Source organism: Streptomyces sp. NBC_00009, from assembly GCF_045040855.1.
GTDB lineage: Bacteria > Actinomycetota > Actinomycetes > Streptomycetales > Streptomycetaceae > Streptomyces > Streptomyces aureus.
Genome location: NZ_CP108312.1, coordinates 3,299,912 through 3,316,653 on the forward strand (window position 1 = coordinate 3,299,912; position 16,742 = coordinate 3,316,653).

Sequence of the window (16,742 nt, forward strand, 5' to 3'; positions counted from 1 at the left end):
CTATCAGACCGCCCTCATCAGCAGGGTCGCGGCGACGATGAGTGCCGCACCGCCGAACATCGAGACGGCGTACGAGCGGGCGTAGCCGTTCTGGAGCTTGCGCAGCCGGCCGGAGAGCCCGCCGACCGAGGCCGCCGTCCCGTTGACCACGCCGTCGACAAGGGTGTGGTCGACGTAGACCAGGGAGCGGGTGAGGTGCTCGCCGCCGCGGACCAGGACCACGTGGTTGAAGTCGTCCTGGAGCAGGTCACGGCGGGCGGCCCGGGTGAGCAGCGAGCCGCGCGGGGCGACGACGGGGACCGGGCGGCGGCCGTACTGGAGGTAGGCCAGGACCACGCCGATCACCAGGACCACCATGGTGGCCGCGGTGACGGTCGTGGCGCTGATCGGCGCGTTGCCGTGGCTGTGCTCGGTGACCGGCTCCAGCCAGTGCAGGAAGCGGTCGCCGATGCTGAAGAAGCCACCCGCGAAGACGGATCCGAACGCGAGCACGATCATCGGGATCGTCATGGACTTCGGCGACTCGTGCGGGTGCGGCTCGTGGCCCTCGGCGTCGGGCTGCCAGCGCTTCTCACCGAAGAAGGTCAGGATCATCACGCGCGTCATGTAGTACGCGGTGATGGCCGCGCCGAGCAGGGCCACCGAGCCGAGGATCCAGCCCTCCGTGCCGCCCTTCGCGAACGCCGCCTCGATGATCTTGTCCTTGGAGAAGAAGCCGGACAGACCGGGGAAGCCGATGATCGCCAGATAGCCGAGCCCGAACGTGACGAACGTGACCGGCATGTACTTCCTGAGGGCGCCGTACTTCCTCATGTCCACCTCGTCGTTCATGCCGTGCATGACCGAACCGGCGCCGAGGAAGAGGCCCGCCTTGAAGAAGCCGTGCGTCACCAGGTGCATGATCGCGAAGACGTAGCCGATGGGGCCGAGGCCCGCGGCCAGCACCATGTAGCCGATCTGCGACATCGTCGAGCCGGCCAGCGCCTTCTTGATGTCGTCTTTCGCGCAACCGACGATCGCACCGAACAGGAGCGTGACCGAACCGACGATGACGACGACGAGCTGCGCGTCCGGCGACGCGTTGAACACCGCGCCGGAGCGGACGATCAGATAGACACCGGCGGTCACCATGGTCGCGGCGTGGATGAGGGCCGAGACCGGGGTCGGGCCCTCCATCGCGTCACCGAGCCAGGACTGCAGCGGCACCTGGGCGGACTTGCCGCACGCGGCGAGCAGCAGCATCAGGGCGATGCCCGTCAGCGTCGCGCCGCCGCCCTGGTGCTCCTCCGCCGCCTTCAGGACCGGCGCGAAGGCGAACGTCCCGAACGTCGTGAACATCAGCATGATGGCGATCGACAGGCCCATGTCGCCGACGCGGTTGACCAGGAAGGCCTTCTTCGCCGCGGTGGCCGCGCTGGGCTTGTGCTGCCAGAAGCCGATCAGGAGGTACGAGGCGAGGCCCACGCCCTCCCAGCCGACGTACAGGAGCAGGTAGTTGTCGGCGAGGACCAGGAGGAGCATCGCCGCGAGGAACAGGTTCAGGTAGCCGAAGAAGCGGCGGCGCCGCTCGTCGTGCTCCATGTACCCGATCGAGTAGATGTGGATCAGTGTGCCCACACCGGTGATCAGGAGCACGAACGTCATCGACAGCTGGTCGAGCTGGAAGGAGACGTCCGCCTGGAAGCCCTCGACCGGAATCCAGCTGAACAGGTACTGGGTGAAGGTGCGGTCGTCGGCGGCCTTGCCGAGCATGTCGGTAAAGAGGACGACGCCGATCACGAAGGAGACGGCCGCGAGCAGCGTGCCGAGCAGATGGCCGACACGGTCCAACCGGCGCCCGCCGCACAGCAGTACGGCCGCTCCGAGCAGTGGCGCCGCTACCAGCAGCGCAATCAGGTTTTCCACTGTGCAGCGACCCCTTACAGCTTCATCAGGCTGGCGTCGTCGACCGAGGCCGAGTGGCGGGAACGGAACAGCGACACGATGATCGCGAGCCCGACCACGACCTCCGCGGCGGCGACGACCATCGTGAAGAAGGCGATGATCTGGCCGTCGAGATTGCCGTGCATCCGGGAGAACGCGACGAACGCGAGGTTGCACGCGTTGAGCATCAGCTCGACGCACATGAACAGAACGATCGCGTTCCGCCTGATGAGCACGCCGGTGGCGCCGATCGTGAACAACAGGGCAGCGAGATACAGGTAGTTGACCGGATTCACTTCGACGCCTCCTCGGTCCGCTCAAGGCGCTCGGCCGAGCGCTGCTCCAGGGCCTTCAGGTCACCGAGCGCCTCGTCCGACACGTCGCGGATCTGGCCGCGCTGGCGCAGCGTCTGCATGACCGTGAGCTCCGACGGGGTGCCGTCGGGGAGCAGGCCCGCGATGTCGACCGCGTTGTGCCGGGCGTAGACACCCGGGGCGGGCAGCGGCGGCAGCTGCTTGCCTTCACGCACGCGCTGCTCGGCCATCTCGCGCTGCGTCATGGCCCGCTCGGTGCGCTCCCGGTGCGTGAGCACCATCGCGCCGAGGGTGGCCGTGATCAGCAGGGCGCCGGTGATCTCGAAGGCGAAGACGTACTTCGTGAAGAGGAGGGCGGCGAGCCCTTCCACGTTCCCGCCGGCGTTCGCCTTGCCCAGTCCGACGAACTGGTGGAGCGAGGCGTTCCCGATGCCCGCGATGAGCAGGATCCCGAAGCCGAGTCCGCACAGCAGGGCCAGCCAGCGCTGCCCCTTGATGGTCTCCTTCAGGGAGTCCGCCGCGGTGACGCCGACGAGCATGACCACGAAGAGGAACAGCATCATGATCGCGCCGGTGTAGACGATGATCTGGACGACGCCCAGGAAGTACGCGCCGTTGGCCAGGTAGAAGACCGCCAGGATGATCATGGTCCCGGCGAGGCACAGGGCGCTGTGCACCGCCTTCTTCATCAGGACCGTGCACAGGGCGCCGATGACGGCGACCGTGCCGAGGACCCAGAACTGGAAGGCCTCACCGGTGGAGGTGCCGGCAGCAAGAGTGGCTGCGGCGGCGAGCTGGCTCATGCCTCCGCCCCCTCGGGTTCGGGCTTCTCACCCTTGGAGACGGCGACCTGACGCACCGTGCCGGGCGCGGCCTCCGTCACCAGCCCCCGGTAGTAGTCCTGCTCGTCCGTGCCGGGGAAGATCGAGTGGGGCGATTCGACCATGCCCTCCTCGAGCCCGGCGAGCAACTGCTCCTTGGTGTAGATCAGGTTCTCGCGGCTGCTGTCGGCGAGCTCGAACTCGTTCGTCATCGTCAGCGCGCGCGTGGGGCACGCCTCGATGCACAGGCCGCACAGGATGCAGCGGGCGTAGTTGATCTGGTAGACGCGGCCGTACCGCTCACCCGGCGAGTAGCGCTCCTCGTCGGTGTTGTCCGCGCCCTCCACGTAGATGGCGTCCGCGGGACAGGCCCAGGCGCACAACTCGCAGCCGATGCACTTCTCCAGGCCGTCCGGATGACGGTTGAGCTGGTGCCGGCCGTGGAAGCGCGGGGCCGTGGTCTTGGGCTGCTCCGGGTACTGCTCCGTCAGCCGCTTCTTGAACATGGCCTTGAAGGTCACGCCGAAGCCGGCCACGGGATTCTGGAAGCCGGGCTTGGTCTGCCCGCCCTCTGTCGACTCCTCAGCCATGGGACGCCTCCTTTCCGTCACTGGGACCGTCACCGGGTCCGTCACTGGCAGTATCCGGTCCGCCACTGACAATCAACTCCCGCTCCCCGCGCGGGCGTCGGCGCGGCACGGCCGGCGGGGTCTGGCCGGGCAGCGGCGGGACCGGGAAGCCGCCTGCCATCGGGTCGAAGGCCGCGGGCTCCTCGGCCGCCTCCCGGGCCGCACGCTCCTTGCCGCCGCGGTCCCTGAAGATGTCGACAAGGAACGAGAGCAGCAGCAGGGCGAGGACGCCGCCGCCCACGTACAGGGCGATGGAGGCGAAGTCGTAGTTCTCGTTCCGCAGGGTCCGCACGGTGGCGACGAGCATCAGCCAGGCCACGGAGACCGGAATGAGGACCTTCCAGCCGAGCTTCATCAGCTGGTCGTAACGCACGCGCGGGAGCGTGCCGCGCAGCCAGATGAAGAAGAACAGCAGCAGCTGGACCTTGATGACGAACCAGAGCATCGGCCACCAGCCGTGGTTCGCGCCCTCCCAGAAGGTGGACACCGGCCACGGGGCCCGCCAGCCGCCCAGGAAGAGCGTCACCGAAACGGCCGAGACCGTCACCATGTTCACGTACTCGGCGAGCATGAACAGCGCGAACTTGATCGACGAGTACTCGGTGTTGAAGCCGCCGACGAGGTCGCCCTCGGACTCCGGCATGTCGAACGGAGCGCGGTTCGTCTCGCCGACCATCGTCACGATGTAGATCAGGAACGAGACCGGCAGGAGCACGATGTACCAGCGGTCGTGCTGCTGGGCCACGATCTCCGAGGTGGACATCGACCCGGAGTAGAGGAACACCGAGGCAAAGGCCGCGCCCATCGCGATCTCGTACGAGATCATCTGGGCGCAGGACCGCAGACCACCCAGCAAGGGGTAGGTCGATCCGGAACTCCAACCCGCGAGCACGATCCCGTAGATGCCGACCGAGGCGACCGCGAGGATGTAGAGCATCGCGATCGGCAGGTCGGTGAGCTGCATCGTGGTGCGCTGGCCGAAGATCGAGACCTCGTTGCCGGAGGGCCCGAAGGGGATCACGGCGATCGCCATGAAGGCCGGGATGGCGGCGACGACCGGCGCCAGGATGTAGACCACCTTGTCGGCGCGCTTGACGACGACGTCTTCCTTCAGCATCAGCTTGATGCCGTCGGCCAGCGACTGGAGCATGCCCCAGGGGCCGTGCCGGTTGGGGCCGATGCGCAGCTGCATCCAGGCGACGACCTTGCGCTCCCACACGATGGAGAAGAGCACGGTCACCATCAGGAAGGCGAAGCAGAAGACCGCCTTGACCGCGACCAGCCACCAGGGGTCTGTGCCGAACATCGAGAGGTCTTCCAGAGCGAGCGGGTTCATGACTGCACCTCCTTGGCCTCGTCGATGCCCGCGGGACCGATCCGGACGAGTGCGCCGGGCACGGCCCCCGTGTCGGAGGCCACGCCCCCGCCGGTGGAGTTCAGCGGAAGCCACACGACGCGGTCCGGCATCTCCGTGACCTGGAGCGGGAGTTGGGTCGTCCCCGCAGGTCCCGTGACGGCGAGGACGTCGCCGTCCTTGACGCCCGCCTCGGCGGCCGTGGCGGCCGACACCCGCGCGCGTGCCGCGTGCCGCGTGCCGGCGAGCGCGTCGTCGCCTTCCTGGAGGCGGCCCTGGTCGAGCAGCAGCCGGTGCCCCGCGAGAACGGCCTCACCGGACGCGGGCCGCGGCAGCTGCGTGGCCGACTCCAGCGAGTCCGTCGCGCGGGGCCCGCTCCAGCCGCCGAGGCGGTCGAGCTCCCCCCGCGCGGCCCGCAGGTCCGGCAGGCCCAGGTGACCCTGTCCATGAGCGCCTTCGGCGCGGGCCATGGCGTCGGCGAGCATGTGGAGCACCCGCGCGTCGGCGGGCGCCACGGAGCGCGTCATCTGGTCGGGCTTGAGCGCGGCCTCGAAGAGGCGTGCCCGGCCTTCCCAGTTGAGGAACGTGCCCGCCTTCTCGGCGACCGCGGCGACCGGAAGCACGACGTCCGCGTGGTCGGTGACCTCGCTGGGACGCTGCTCCAGGGAGACGACGAACGCCACCTCGTGCAGCGCTTCACGCGCGCGTGCCGGGTCCGGCAGGTCCGCGACCTCGACACCGGCGACGACCAGGGCCCGCAGCTCGCCGCCGGCGGCGGCCTCCACGATCTGGCCCGTGTCGCGCCCGTAGCGGTGCGGGAGTTCGGACACTCCCCAGGCGGCTGCGACCTCTTCCCGCGCGCGCGGGTCGGTGGCCGGGCGTCCGCCCGGAAGCAGCGACGGCAGCGCGCCCGCCTCGATCGCACCGCGCTCCCCGGCCCGGCGCGGAATCCATACCAGCTGGGCGCCGGTCGCCGTGGCGGCCCGTACGACGGCTGTCAGGGCGCCCGGCACGGCCGCGAGCCGCTCGCCGACGACGATGACGGCACCCTCGGCGCGCAGCGCCTGGGACGCCTCGGCTCCGCCGTCCTCCAGGCCGAAGCCGGAGGCGAGCGCGTCGAGCCACTCGGTCTCGGTGCCCGGAGCCGCCGGCAGCAGCGTGCCGCCCGCCTTCTCCAGGCCCCGGGTCGCGAACGGGGCGAGCCCGAACGTCCGCTGGCCGTGCCCGCGCCACGCCTTGCGCAGCTTCAGGAAGACGCCGGGCGCCTCCTCCTCGGCCTCGATCCCGACGAGGAGCACGGCGGGCGCCTTCTCCAGAGACGTGTACGTGACCCCGACACCGTCGAGGTCACGCCCGCGTCCCGCGACCCGCGCCGCGAGGAAGTCGGCCTCCTCGCTGCTGTGCACGCGCGCGCGGAAGTCGATGTCGTTCGTGTCGAGCGCCACGCGCGCGAACTTGCTGTACGCGTACGCGTCCTCGACGGTGAGCCGGCCACCGGTCAGGACCCCGGCGCGGCCGCGGGCCGACGAAAGGCCCCGGGCCGCGACGTCCAGGGCCTCGGGCCAGGACGCGGGCTCCAGCACACCGTCCGCGTTACGCACGAGCGGCGTGGTCAGCCGGTCGGGCTTCTGCGCGTAACGGAACCCGAAGCGGCCCTTGTCGCAGACCCACTCCTCGTTGACCTCGGGGTCGTTGGCCGCGAGGCGGCGCATGACCTTGCCGCGCCGGTGGTCGGTGCGGGTCGCGCAGCCGCCCGCGCAGTGCTCGCACACGCTCGGCGACGAGACCAGGTCGAAGGGCCGGGAGCGGAATCGGTACGCCGCCGAGGTCAGCGCCCCGACCGGGCAGATCTGGATCGTGTTCCCGGAGAAGTACGACTCGAAGGGGTCGCCCTCGCCGGTGCCGACCTGCTGGAGCGCGCCGCGCTCGAGCAGCTCGATCATCGGGTCGCCGGCGATCTGGTTCGAGAACCGGGTGCAGCGCGCGCACAGCACGCACCGCTCACGGTCGAGCAGAATCTGCGTCGAGATGGCGACCGGCTTCTCGAACGTCCGCTTCTTCCCGTCGAAGCGGGAGTCGGACTGGCCGTGCGACATGGCCTGGTTCTGCAGCGGGCACTCGCCGCCCTTGTCGCAGACCGGGCAGTCCAGCGGGTGGTTGATGAGGAGCAGCTCCATCACACCGCGCTGCGCCTTCTCGGCGACGGGCGAGGTGAGCTGGCTCTTGACCACCATGCCGTCGGTGCAGGTGATGGTGCAGGACGCCATCGGCTTGCGCTGGCCCTCGACCTCGACGATGCACTGACGGCAGGCGCCGGCCGGGTCGAGCAGGGGGTGGTCGCAGAAGCGGGGGATCTCGATGCCGAGCTGTTCGGCGGCGCGGATGACCAGGGTGCCCTTGGGCACGCTGATCCCGATGCCGTCGATCGTCAGTGAGACGAGATCTTCCGGCGGCACCGCCGCCTCACCGCCCCCGGAGGGAGCGCCTGTGGTTACCGTCATGCGTTCACCTCCGTGCGCTGGTCCGCCCAAGCGGTCGACTTGGCGGGGTCGAAGGGGCAGCCCTTGCCCGTGATGTGCTGCTCGTACTCCGCGCGGAAGTACTTGAGCGAGGAGAAGATCGGGGACGCGGCGCCGTCGCCGAGCGCGCAGAACGACTTGCCGTTGATGTTGTCGGCGATGTCGTTCAGCTTGTCGAGGTCGTCCATCGAGCCCTTGCCGGCCTCGATGTCGCGCAGCAACTGCACGAGCCAGTACGTCCCTTCACGGCACGGCGTGCACTTGCCGCAGGACTCGTGGGCGTAGAACTCGGTCCAGCGGGTGACCGCCCGCACGACGCAGGTCGTCTCGTCGAAGCACTGGAGCGCCTTCGTGCCGAGCATGGATCCCGCGGCGCCGACGCCCTCGTAGTCGAGGGGCACGTCGAGGTGCTCGTCGGTGAACATCGGAGTCGAACTGCCGCCGGGCGTCCAGAACTTGAGGCGGTGGCCCGGACGCATGCCGCCGCTCATGTCGAGGAGCTGGCGCAGCGTGATGCCGAGCGGCGCCTCGTACTGGCCGGGGTTGGTGACGTGCCCGCTGAGCGAGTACAGCGTGAAGCCCGGGGACTTCTCACTGCCCATCGACTTGAACCAGTCCTTGCCGCGATTCAGGATCGCGGGAACCGACGCGATGGACTCGACGTTGTTGACAACAGTGGGGCACGCGTAGAGCCCCGCGACCGCGGGGAAGGGGGGACGGAGCCGCGGCTGGCCACGGCGGCCTTCCAGCGAGTCGAGCAGTGCGGTCTCCTCGCCACAGATGTACGCGCCCGCGCCCGCGTGCACCGTGAGTTCGAGGTTCAGCCCACTGCCCAGCACGTTCTCGCCGAGGTAGCCCGCCGCGTAGGCCTCCCGTACGGCCTCGTGGAGCCGTCGCAGTACGGGGACGACCTCGCCCCGCAGATAGATGAAGGCATGCGAAGAGCGGATCGCGTAGCACGCGATCACGATCCCCTCGATGAGGGAATGCGGGTTCGCGAAGAGGAGCGGGATGTCCTTGCAGGTCCCCGGCTCCGACTCGTCGGCGTTGACAACTAGATAGTGCGGTTTGCCGTCGCCCTGCGGAATGAACTGCCACTTCATTCCGGTGGGGAAGCCCGCGCCGCCACGGCCGCGCAGGCCGGAGTCCTTCACATAGGCGATCAGGTCGTCCGGCGACATGGCGAGGGCCTTGCGCAGACCCTCGTAGCCGTCGTGCCGCCGGTAGACGTCCAGGGACCAGGACTTGTCCTCGTCCCAGAACGCCGAAAGTACCGGTGCGAGCAGCTTCTCGGGGCTGGTGTCGTTGTCGATCTCGGCTGCCAAGGTCATCACTCCCCCTCCTCGGCTGAGGTGTCCTGCTGCGGCGCGTCCCCGGCGTCCCGCGGATGGACCACACGCGCGGGGGCGGCCTCCCCCTTGGCGAGACGCAGGCCGATCAGCGAGGCAGGTCCCGCGCTGCCGCTCGCCTCGACGGCGCCGGGCCGCTCGTCCGGGAAGCCGGCGAGGATCCGCGCGGTCTCCTTGTACGTGCACAGGGGGGCGCCGCGGGTGGGTTCGACCTGCGCGCCCGCGCGCAGGTCGTCGACCAGCCGCTTCGCGCTGCCCACCGTCTGGTTGTCGAAGAACTCCCAGTTGACCATCACGACGGGCGCGAAGTCGCAGGCCGCGTTGCACTCGATGTGCTCGAGGGTGACCTTGCCGTCCTCGGTGGTCCCGCCGTTGCCGACGCCCAGGTGCTCCTGGAGGGCCTCGAAGATGGCGTCGCCGCCCATCACGGCGCACAGCGTGTTCGTGCAGACCCCGACCTGGTAGTCACCGCTCGGCTTGCGCCGGTACATCGTGTAGAAGGTCGCGACGGCGGTGACCTCGGCCGTGGTCAGGCCCAGCATGTCGGCGCAGAACCGCATGCCCGTGCGCGTCACATAACCCTCTTCTGACTGCACGAGGTGCAGCAGCGGGAGGAGCGCGGAGCGGGAGTCCGGGTAGCGGGCGATGATCTCGCGCGCGTCCGTCTCGAGCCGGGCTCGGACGTCGTCCGGGTAGTCGGGCGCGGGCAGTTGGGGCATGCCCAGGCTGACGCCCTGGCCCTGCTCGGAAGGAGTGGTGGTCACCGGTCGACGCCTCCCATCACGGGGTCGATGGACGCGACGGCGACGATGACGTCGGCGACCTGGCCGCCCTCGCACATCGCCGCCATGGCCTGAAGGTTGGTGAAGGAGGGGTCGCGGTAGTGGACCCGGTAGGGACGGGTGCCGCCGTCGGACACGACGTGCACCCCGAGCTCGCCCTTGGGCGACTCGACGGCGGAGTACGCCTGCCCGGCCGGAACCCGGAAGCCCTCGGTCACCAGCTTGAAGTGGTGGATCAGGGACTCCATGGAGGTGCCCATGATCTGCTTGATGTGGTCGAGCGAGTTGCCGAGGCCGTCCGGGCCGAGCGCGAGCTGCGCCGGCCAGGCGATCTTCTTGTCGCCGACCATGACCGGGCCCGGAGCGAGCCGGTCCAGGCACTGCTCGACGATGCGCAGCGACTGGCGCATCTCCTCCAGGCGGATCAGGAAGCGTCCGTAGGCGTCGCAGGTGTCGGCGGTCGGGACCTCGAAGTCGTAGTTCTCGTAACCGCAGTACGGCTGCGACTTGCGCAGGTCGTGCGGGAGGCCCGCCGAGCGCAGGATCGGTCCGGTGGCGCCGAGGGCCATGCAGCCGGTGAGGTCGAGATAGCCGACGTCCTGCATGCGGGCCTTGAAGATGGGGTTCCCGGTGGCGAGCTTGTCGTACTCGGGAAGGTTCTTCGACATCTTCTTCACGAACTCGCGGATCTGGTCCACCGCGCCGGGCGGCAGGTCCTGGGCGAGTCCGCCGGGCCGGATGTACGCGTGGTTCATGCGCAGGCCGGTGATCAGCTCGTAGATATCGAGAATGAGTTCACGATCGCGGAAGCCGTAGATCATGATCGTCGTCGCGCCGAGCTCCATGCCGCCGGTGGCGATGGCGACCAGGTGCGAGGACATCCGGTTCAGCTCCATCAGGAGCACGCGGATGACCGTCGCCCGGTCCGGGATCTCGTCCGTGATGCCGAGGAGCTTCTCGACGGCGAGGCAGTACGCCGCCTCGTTGTAGAACGGCGTCAGATAGTCCATGCGCGTGACGAAGGTGGTGCCCTGCGTCCAGTTCCGGTATTCGAGGTTCTTCTCGATGCCGGTGTGCAGATAGCCGATGCCGCAGCGGGCCTCGGTGACCGTCTCGCCGTCGATCTCAAGGATCAGCCGGAGCACGCCGTGCGTGGACGGGTGCTGCGGGCCCATGTTGACGATGATGCGCTCGTCGTCGGCCCTGGCCGCGGACTGGACGACCTCGTCCCAGTCGCCGCCGGTGACCGTATATACGGTCCCCTCGGTCGTCTCGCGCGGCGATGCAGAAGGAGTAGACATCAGGAGTACGACCTCCGCTGGTCCGGAGCCGGGATCTGGGCGCCCTTGTACTCGACGGGGATGCCGCCGAGGGGGTAGTCCTTGCGCTGCGGGAAGCCCTGCCAGTCGTCCGGCATCATGATCCGCGTCAGCGCCGGGTGGCCGTCGAAGACCAGACCGAAGAAGTCGTACGTCTCGCGCTCGTGCCAGTCGTTCGTCGGATAGACGGCGACCAGCGAGGGGACGTGCGGATCCGCGTCGGGGGCGCTGACCTCGAGGCGGATCAGGCGATTGTGGGTGATCGAGCGCAGGTGGTAGACGGCGTGCAGCTCCCGGCCCTTGTCGTCCGGGTAGTGCACCCCGCTCACGCCCGTGCAGAGCTCGAAGCGCAGGGCCGGGTCGTCGCGCAGGGTCTGGGCGACGCGCACCAGGTACTCGCGCTCGATATGGAAGGTGAGCTCGTCGCGGTCGACGACGGTCTTGTCGATCGCGTTCTCGGGGACGAGGCCCTGTTCCTCCAGGGCCCCCTCCAGCTCGTCGGCCACCTCGTCGAACCAGCCGCCGTACGGCCGCGAGGCGGCGCCCGGCAGCCGTACGGAGCGGACGAGGCCGCCGTATCCCGACGTGTCGCCGCCGTTGTTGGCGCCGAACATGCCGCGCTGGACGCGGATCTCCTCGCCCTGGTCGCCGCGCTGCCCCGGAAGGTTGGCCGCGCTGAGGTCCTTCTCGGGGTTGACCCCGTTGCTGTCCGCGTCGCTCACCGCAGCAGCCCCTTCATCTCGATCGTCGGGAGCGCCTTGAGCGCCGCTTCCTCCGCCTCGCGGGCCGCCTCCTCGGCGTTCACGCCGAGCTTGGAGGACTGGATCTTCTGATGGAGCTTGAGAATCGCGTCCATCAGCATCTCCGGCCGCGGCGGACAGCCGGGCAGATAGATGTCCACAGGGACTACGTGGTCGACGCCCTGCACGATCGCGTAGTTGTTGAACATCCCGCCCGACGAGGCGCACACGCCCATGGAGATGACCCACTTGGGGTTCGGCATCTGGTCGTAGACCTGCCGCAGGACGGGCGCCATCTTCTGGCTCACGCGCCCGGCCACGATCATCAGGTCTGCCTGCCGCGGCGAGCCGCGGAAGACCTCCATGCCGAAGCGCGCCAGGTCATAGCGGCCGGCGCCCGTCGTCATCATCTCGATGGCGCAGCACGCCAGGCCGAACGTGGCCGGGAAGACGGATGACTTGCGCACCCAGCCCGCGGCCTGCTCGACGGTGGTCAGCAGAAAGCCGCTCGGCAGCTTTTCTTCGAGTCCCATGGCTTAAGGCCCCTCAGTCCCATTCCAGGCCGCCGCGCCGCCATACGTACGCGTACGCGACGAAGACGGTGAGCACGAAGAGCAGCATCTCCACGAGCCCGAAAACACCCAGGGCGTCGAAGGTGACGGCCCAGGGGTAGAGGAAGACGATCTCGATGTCGAAGACGATGAAGAGCATCGCCGTCAGGTAGTACTTGATGGGGAAGCGCCCGCCGCCGGCCGGCGTGGGGGTCGGCTCGATACCGCACTCGTAGGCCTCGAGCTTGGCCCGGTTGTACCGCTTTGGACCGATAAGCGTGGCCATGACCACGGAGAAGATCGCAAAGCCTGCCCCGAGGGCTCCCAGTACGAGGATGGGCGCATACGCGTTCACCGCTCCTCGCTCCTCTCAGTCGGCGCTGACTGCTGGCGGATACGTCGGGCCCGCCCCCGCTCCCCGCGAAGCCACCCCCGACTGCACGAAGATCGCTCACATGTGAAGCAGGTCACAAGCCCAACTGCCCCGCATCCTATGCCTGCCGGTCTGTGATCTGCGACACGGGGTGCGCCAACAGCTTTGTGATCTCCACCACCTGACGAAGGATCATGAAGTCGGATGAGCGGTGATCTTCACACGCGAAGCGCCTGAGTGATCACCAGAGGTGACATCTTGGCTCGTTACCCCAGGTAGAAGCGTTGGCTCACTATCAAGAGGTGGCGCGCGCAGGCAAATTGGCGCTGGACAGAACCGGCTGATAGTGGCCGCCGTTCACACATCCGAGGGAGAGGTGTGGACGTAAGTGGACGCGGGCACGCGTCCACGAGGAGCGCCCGGCGGCAAAGGTGGCCCCTTTGTGACCTGCGTCACGCCGCCCGTTACCTGTTAGAAACCGGGCTTGGCCATCGGTGTCAACGAGTGGTAGGTCGAGGGCAATTCGGGCGTATTGCAGAAAGCCCATGATCACAGGCTTGATCAGCCCTGTCCGGATTGCCCGTTACGGCGTCAATAAAGGCCGCCACGCCCGGGATTCAAACGCTCACACGACAACTGTGGCGCACCACACGTTTCTTGAAGGAACCATGGAGGCCCTGATAGCGGTTGTACTCATGTCCCACACCGCTCACATACCCAGCCACCGGAAGCCCCGTCGCAGCGCGTCGAAAATCGCCCTGCGCGCCGGAGTTGCCGGTGGCGTCCTCAGCACCCTGGCAGTGGCCGGTGCGTCCGGTCCGGCGTTCGCCGCCGAGCCGGTGACCGAGACCATCGAGATGCCGACCATCACGGCGGACCTCTCCACTCAGGTCGCCCAGTCCGCGGACGCCACCCAGCAGGCCGCGAACTCGTACGCGCTGCAGGCCGAGCAGGACCTGGCCGTCGCAAAGGCCGCGAAGCAGGCCAAGGCGGACCAGGCCCTCGCGGAGAAGAAGGCGGAGGCCAAGAAGAAGGCCGAGGCCGAGGCGAAGCGCAAGGCCGAGGAAGCGCGTGCGTCGCGCTCCGCCGAGCGCACCACCCTCTCCACCGCCTCCTCCGCGGCCTCCGACGTCGCGGCCCCCGCCAGCGGCAGCGTCGCGTCCGTCATCGCCTTCCTGAAGGCGCAGGTCGGCGACGCGTACGTCATGGGCGGCACCGGCCCCAACTCCTGGGACTGCTCCGGCCTGACCCAGGCCGCGTTCGCGCAGGCCGGCGTCAGCCTGCCGCGCGTCTCGCAGGACCAGTCGACGGCCGGCACCCCGGTCTCCCTCGACAACCTGCAGGTCGGCGACCTCCTCTACTGGGGCGCCGCCGGCTCGGCGTACCACGTGGGTGTGTACATCGGTAACGGCCAGTACCTGGACGCCGCCAACCCCTCCAAGGGCGTTGTCATCCAGGACCTGTCCGGCTACCCGGCGAGCGGTGCGGTCCGCGTTCTCTGAGTCGCCCATTTCGCGTCATATCTAGCAAAAGGCCACCACTCCCCTGCTCGGGAGTGGTGGCTTTTTGCCATGAATGCCGACAAAGCGACTGTCACACCCAGGTCAGCCCTTCGGAGACAATTCACTCATAGGGCCCCAACTGCCGCCCGGGATCTCCGTGTTGATGATCTCCGGCACGGAGGCGATCAGACCGGACATCGTCTCCAGGCCGGCCTTGAAGTGGTCGGAGCCCACGTGCGCGGCCCCCGCGTCCCCGTCCCGGAAGCCCTCCAGGAGGACGTACTGGTTCGGGTCCTCGACGCTGCGGGACCAGTCGAAGAAGAGGTTGCCGTCCTCGGCGCGCGTGGCGCGGGTGAAATCGGCGGTGTGCTCCAGCCAGGAGTCGGCGTACTCGGGCCGGGCGGTGAACTTCACGGCGATGAAAATCATGCAGCCAGGGTGCTCCGTGCCGCCCCGCACGGGCCAGTTCGGCGCGCGTGATTTTGGGAGCGCCGCAAAAGCCGGGCCTGCGCGGCGCGGGCGGAGCGCCCCAGGAGCGACGTGAGCGCCGTGAGCGCCCGCTGCCTGCCGCGGAACGCGACGGTCGGCAGAGCCCACCGACCGGGCGCGTCCGGGCCGCTCACGCCTTCGGCGCCACCTTGCTCAGGCCGTTGATGATGCGGTCCATCGCGTCGCCGCCCGTCGGGTCGGTCAGGTTGGCGAGCATCTTCAGCGTGAACTTCATGAGCACCGGGTGCGTCAGGCCGCGCTGCGTCGCGATCTTCATGACCTTCGGGTTGCCGATGAGCTTCACGAAGGCGCGGCCGAGCGTGTAGTAGCCGCCGTAGGTGTCCTTGAGGACCTTCGGGTAACGGTGGAGGGCGAGTTCGCGCTGGGCGTCGGTCGCGCGGGCGTGCGCCTGCACGATGACGTCGGCCGCGATCTGGCCGGACTCCATGGCGTACGCGATGCCCTCGCCGTTGAACGGGTTCACCATGCCGCCCGCGTCGCCGACCAGGAGCAGGCCCTTGGTGTAGTGCGGCTGGCGGTTGAAGGCCATGGGCAGGGCGGCGCCGCGGATCGGCATCGTCATGTTGTCCGGGGTGTAGCCCCAGTCCTCCGGCATCGAGGCGCACCAGGCCTTCAGGACCTCGCGCCAGTCGAGCTCCTTGAACGCGGCGGAGGAGTCGAGGATGCCGAGGCCGACGTTCGACGTGCCGTCGCCCATGCCGAAGATCCAGCCGTAGCCGGGCAGCAGCCGGTCCTGGGCGCCGCGGCGGTCCCACAGCTCCAGCCAGGACTCCAGGTAGTCGTCGTCGTGGCGCGGCGAGGTGAAGTACGTGCGGACGGCGACGCCCATCGGGCGGTCGTCGCGCCGGTGCAGGCCCATCGCGAGCGACAGCCGGGTCGAGTTGCCGTCCGCGGCGACGACGAGGGGCGCGTGGAAGGTGACTTCGCGCTTCTCCTCACCGAGCTTGGCGTTGACGCCGGTGATGCGGCCCGTGCGGTCGTCGATGATCGGGGCGCCGACGTTGCAGCGCTCGTACAGGCGCGCGCCCGCCTTCTGGGCGTTCCGGGCGAGCTGCTCGTCGAAGTCGTCGCGCTTGCGGACGAGTCCGTAGTCCGGGTAGGAGGCGAGATCCGGCCAGTCCAGCTGGAGCCGGACGCCGCCGCCGATGATCCGCAGGCCCTTGTTGCGCAGCCAGCCCGCCTCTTCGGAGATGTCGATGCCCATCGACACGAGCTGCTTGGTGGCCCGCGGAGTGAGGCCATCGCCGCACACCTTTTCCCTGGGGAACGCGGTCTTCTCCAGAAGGAGGACGTCGAGTCCGGCCTTGGCCAGGTAGTACGCGGTCGTCGAACCGGCTGGCCCGGCCCCGACGACGATCACATCTGCGCTGTGCTCGGAGAGGGGCTCGGTCACGGCGGGTTCTCCCGAAGACTCGAAATCTGCGTGCCGCGCGGCACCGGATGTGGGCAGTCTATGCAGCGGTACTGATCACCCAGCCGAAGGGCCGCCCTGTGAACCGAGCTCTGCCTGATGTACAGCTGCGTGTCCCCACTGACGAGGACGCCTTCGCCTGGCACCGCGTCTTCGACGACCCGGAGGTCATGGAGTTCCACGGCGGGGCCTCTGCCGAACTGTCCGTGTACGAGGAGCTGACCGCCCGGCAGCGCCGGCACGACGCGGAGCGCGGCTTCTGCCTGTGGACGATGACCGACACGGACGGCGACGTCATCGGCTTCACGGGCGCGCAGCCCTGGCCGCACTCCTGGGGTCCGGCGGGCGAGATCGAGATCGGCTGGCGGCTCGGACGGGCGCACTGGGGCCACGGCTACGCGACGGCGGCTGCCCTGGCGACCGTGGAACGCGTACGGGCCGCGGGTGTACGGAGCGTGGTGGCGATGGTCGACTCGCGCAACGAGCGGTCGGTGGCGGTGACGCGGCGCCTCGGCATGGAACCCGCCGAAACGTTCACCGTCCCGGGTGACCCGCGCACGGGCCTCTGTTTCAGGCTCGCGCTATAGGTCCCTTCAGGCTCGCGCTGTAGGTCTTTTCGGACTCGCCTCGTAAGCCGTGCTGCTT

General features: G+C 68.8%; 16 protein-coding genes. 2 read left to right on the plus strand and 14 right to left on the minus strand.

The genetic code is table 11. The features are described from left to right. Positions 1-3: 3 nt before the first annotated feature. The 12 genes from nuoL to OHA58_RS14755 are packed head-to-tail and all read right to left on the minus strand — an operon-like array spanning position 4 to position 12,656. The gene (nuoL, locus tag OHA58_RS14700; protein ID WP_405479089.1) at positions 4-1,905 is read right to left on the minus strand and encodes an NADH-quinone oxidoreductase subunit L; all 1,902 of its coding nucleotides are present in this window, start codon (positions 1,903-1,905) and stop codon (positions 4-6) included. A 14-nt stretch (positions 1,906-1,919) separates the two neighbouring features. Next, positions 1,920-2,219: an NADH-quinone oxidoreductase subunit NuoK gene (nuoK, locus tag OHA58_RS14705; protein ID WP_100598032.1), complete on the minus strand. Its 300-nt coding sequence runs from the start codon at positions 2,217-2,219 to the stop codon at positions 1,920-1,922. After that, positions 2,216-3,040: an NADH-quinone oxidoreductase subunit J gene (locus OHA58_RS14710; RefSeq protein ID WP_405479090.1), complete on the minus strand. Its 825-nt coding sequence runs from the start codon at positions 3,038-3,040 to the stop codon at positions 2,216-2,218. Before OHA58_RS14710 ends, nuoK begins: the two co-directional genes overlap by 4 nt. After that, a complete protein-coding gene (nuoI, locus tag OHA58_RS14715) occupies positions 3,037-3,648 on the minus strand; it encodes an NADH-quinone oxidoreductase subunit NuoI (RefSeq protein WP_227296714.1) in 612 nt (203 codons plus the stop codon). Before nuoI ends, OHA58_RS14710 begins: the two co-directional genes overlap by 4 nt. After that, positions 3,641-5,023 (minus strand): NADH-quinone oxidoreductase subunit NuoH, encoded by a 1,383-nt coding sequence (nuoH, locus tag OHA58_RS14720; protein ID WP_405479091.1) that lies wholly within the window; start codon positions 5,021-5,023, stop codon positions 3,641-3,643. Before nuoH ends, nuoI begins: the two co-directional genes overlap by 8 nt. Next, positions 5,020-7,542: an NADH-quinone oxidoreductase subunit G gene (locus OHA58_RS14725; RefSeq protein ID WP_405479092.1), complete on the minus strand. Its 2,523-nt coding sequence runs from the start codon at positions 7,540-7,542 to the stop codon at positions 5,020-5,022. Before OHA58_RS14725 ends, nuoH begins: the two co-directional genes overlap by 4 nt. Continuing rightward, positions 7,539-8,894 (minus strand): NADH-quinone oxidoreductase subunit NuoF, encoded by a 1,356-nt coding sequence (nuoF, locus tag OHA58_RS14730; RefSeq protein ID WP_405479093.1) that lies wholly within the window; start codon positions 8,892-8,894, stop codon positions 7,539-7,541. The genes OHA58_RS14725 and nuoF overlap by 4 nt, the downstream gene beginning before the upstream one ends. Beyond that, positions 8,891-9,628, minus strand: coding sequence for an NADH-quinone oxidoreductase subunit NuoE (gene nuoE / locus OHA58_RS14735; protein WP_405484977.1), 738 nt, complete (start codon positions 9,626-9,628; stop codon positions 8,891-8,893). Before nuoE ends, nuoF begins: the two co-directional genes overlap by 4 nt. A gap of 41 nt (positions 9,629-9,669) precedes the next feature. Continuing rightward, positions 9,670-10,992: an NADH-quinone oxidoreductase subunit D gene (locus tag OHA58_RS14740; RefSeq protein ID WP_405479094.1), complete on the minus strand. Its 1,323-nt coding sequence runs from the start codon at positions 10,990-10,992 to the stop codon at positions 9,670-9,672. Beyond that, entirely contained in the window at positions 10,992-11,732 is a 741-nt protein-coding gene (locus tag OHA58_RS14745) for an NADH-quinone oxidoreductase subunit C (protein WP_227296709.1), read from the minus strand. Before OHA58_RS14745 ends, OHA58_RS14740 begins: the two co-directional genes overlap by 1 nt. After that, positions 11,729-12,283: an NADH-quinone oxidoreductase subunit B family protein gene (locus OHA58_RS14750; protein ID WP_006133126.1), complete on the minus strand. Its 555-nt coding sequence runs from the start codon at positions 12,281-12,283 to the stop codon at positions 11,729-11,731. The genes OHA58_RS14745 and OHA58_RS14750 overlap by 4 nt, the downstream gene beginning before the upstream one ends. Positions 12,284-12,296: 13 nt before the next feature. Next, positions 12,297-12,656 (minus strand): NADH-quinone oxidoreductase subunit A, encoded by a 360-nt coding sequence (locus OHA58_RS14755; protein WP_007383963.1) that lies wholly within the window; start codon positions 12,654-12,656, stop codon positions 12,297-12,299. 713 nt (positions 12,657-13,369) lie between these two features. Between OHA58_RS14755 and OHA58_RS14760 the strand changes: the two genes are divergently transcribed. Then, the gene (locus OHA58_RS14760) at positions 13,370-14,176 is read left to right on the plus strand and encodes a C40 family peptidase (RefSeq protein WP_405479095.1); all 807 of its coding nucleotides are present in this window, start codon (positions 13,370-13,372) and stop codon (positions 14,174-14,176) included. Between the two features lie 102 nt (positions 14,177-14,278). Here OHA58_RS14760 and OHA58_RS14765 read toward each other — a convergent pair whose 3' ends face one another. After that, on the minus strand, positions 14,279-14,605 hold the full coding sequence (locus tag OHA58_RS14765) for a putative quinol monooxygenase (RefSeq protein WP_405479096.1): 327 nt from the start codon (positions 14,603-14,605) through the stop codon (positions 14,279-14,281). A gap of 190 nt (positions 14,606-14,795) precedes the next feature. Beyond that, positions 14,796-16,079, minus strand: a complete 1,284-nt coding sequence (locus OHA58_RS14770; protein ID WP_405479097.1) for a geranylgeranyl reductase family protein — start codon at positions 16,077-16,079, stop codon at positions 14,796-14,798. Between the two features lie 98 nt (positions 16,080-16,177). On the opposite strand from OHA58_RS14770, the gene OHA58_RS14775 reads away from it, so the two are divergent. Next, positions 16,178-16,684, plus strand: a complete 507-nt coding sequence (locus OHA58_RS14775) for a GNAT family N-acetyltransferase (protein WP_405479098.1) — start codon at positions 16,178-16,180, stop codon at positions 16,682-16,684. Positions 16,685-16,742 lie beyond the last annotated feature (58 nt).